General features: G+C 69.1%; 1 protein-coding gene and 1 pseudogene. One reads left to right on the top strand and one right to left on the bottom strand.

The features are described 5' to 3' along the window. A pseudogene (locus H8A95_RS42955) lies at positions 1-271 on the top strand (tetratricopeptide repeat protein); the annotation flags it as partial. A 7-nt stretch (positions 272-278) separates the two neighbouring features. Here the strand turns inward: H8A95_RS42955 and H8A95_RS42950 are convergent. Further along, positions 279-1,669, bottom strand: a 1,391-nt coding sequence (locus H8A95_RS42950) for a glycerol-3-phosphate dehydrogenase (protein WP_229188440.1), incomplete at its 5' end; no start/stop codon positions are given.

Genomic DNA, 1,669 nt, shown 5'->3' with positions numbered 1-1,669 from the left:
CGGCCCCGCCGCAATTGGCCTCGGCCGCGGGGTCGCGGCCTTCGCCGCCGGCGACCATGAGGGCGCGGTGCGCATCCTTGCGCCGCTGATGCCCGAACTGGTGCGGATCGGCGGCAGCCATGCGCAGCGCGAATTGTGGGAGGACACCTTCATCGTCGCGTGCCTCCGCGCCGGGCAGGGCCGGCAGGCCACGGGCCTGATCTCGGACCGGCTGCATCGCCGGCCCTCCAGGCGTGACCTTGCATGGTCGCAGGAGGCGGCAAGGCAATAGCCAAACCTCAATCCGCCTTCGCCATGAACGCGGCAAGCGCATCGCGATCGGCTTGCCGCATGGTCAGCCCGAGCTTGGAACGGCGCCACAGCACGTCGTCGGGAAAGCGCGCCCATTCCTTGCGCATGAGATAGCGCACCTCCGCGCCGGTCAGCTCAGCACCGAAGGCCGGGCCGAGATCGGCCTTCTTCTTCGCATCGCCCATGATATCTTTCACGTTCAGCCCGTAGGAGGCCACCAGCCGCCGCGCCTCGTCCTCGCTGAGGAAGCGCCAGCGGTCGCGGGCGATGTCGACCTCGGTTTCAAAACGCTGCCACGCGAATTCGCCGCCCGGCAGCGGCGCCGTCGCAGTCCAGCGCGGCCCCATCGGATAGAACCGGGTGAGCTTCGAGACCGCCCGCTCGGCACGGCGCCGCGACGTCGTGACGTCGCCGCCGAAGATCGTGAGCAGCGGGGCCTTCCCGCGCCTGAAGTCGAGCGACGCGGCGCCTTCGCGCCTGCGCCACCGCGCGGGCGCGATCACGGAATTGGCGCCGGAAATCGTTCGCAGCACATCGGCCGGGGAGATCTGCTCGCGAAAGTAGCGATTGGCCGCGTCGCAGAGATAAGCCACCTCACGTACCCCCATCGCGACAATGGCGGGATCGCCCTTGAAGGCATGGCTGATGCTGCCGATCAGGGTGAAGTCGCGCTCATAGGGACTGGCGAAGATCAGCTGCCCGTCGGTGTTCTGGAACGCATAGACGTTGTCGCAGTCGAACAGGCGGCGCACCACGATCTGGCTGATCTGCACCGTCGCGAGCTGCGGCGCCGGCACGCGCAACACGGTATCGGCGACGGAGGCGGTCCAGGCGCCGGTCGCGTTGACCAACGACCGCGCCGTGATAACCCGCCGATAACCGCGGTCGATCGCGATCAGCCGCCAGGTCTCGCCACGCTCGGCCCGAGTCACACGCGCGCCGGTGCGGATATCGGCGCCGCGCGCCGCGGCGTCGACCGCATTGAGCACGACGAGCCGGGAATCGTCGACGACGCAATCGGAATATTCGAACGCGGTTCCGAACGGCCGCTTCAGCGCATTGCCGACCGGATGATGGGTGACATCGAGCGTCGTCGAGCGCGGCAGGCCGCTGCGGGAGGCCAACCGCTCGTACAGCAGCAGCAACGTCCGCAATTGCCACGGCGGCCGCTCCCCGGCATGCACGGGGATCGCGAACCGCGCCGGCCGCACCAGATGCGGCGCGATGCGCAGCAACACATCGCGTTCCCTGAGCATCCGACGAACGCGGAAGAACTCGCGCCGCTCCAGCCCGGCGAGATCGCCGTGCACCAGCCGTGGCGAGGCCTGCGAGGCGCCGGAGCCGAGATCGCCCTGCTCCAGCAGGATCACGCGGAGGC

The sequence above is a fragment of the Bradyrhizobium oropedii genome (assembly GCF_020889685.1).
Taxonomy (GTDB): Bacteria; Pseudomonadota; Alphaproteobacteria; order Rhizobiales; family Xanthobacteraceae; genus Bradyrhizobium; species Bradyrhizobium oropedii.
This window is presented reverse-complemented; position numbering and strand designations above follow the sequence as displayed.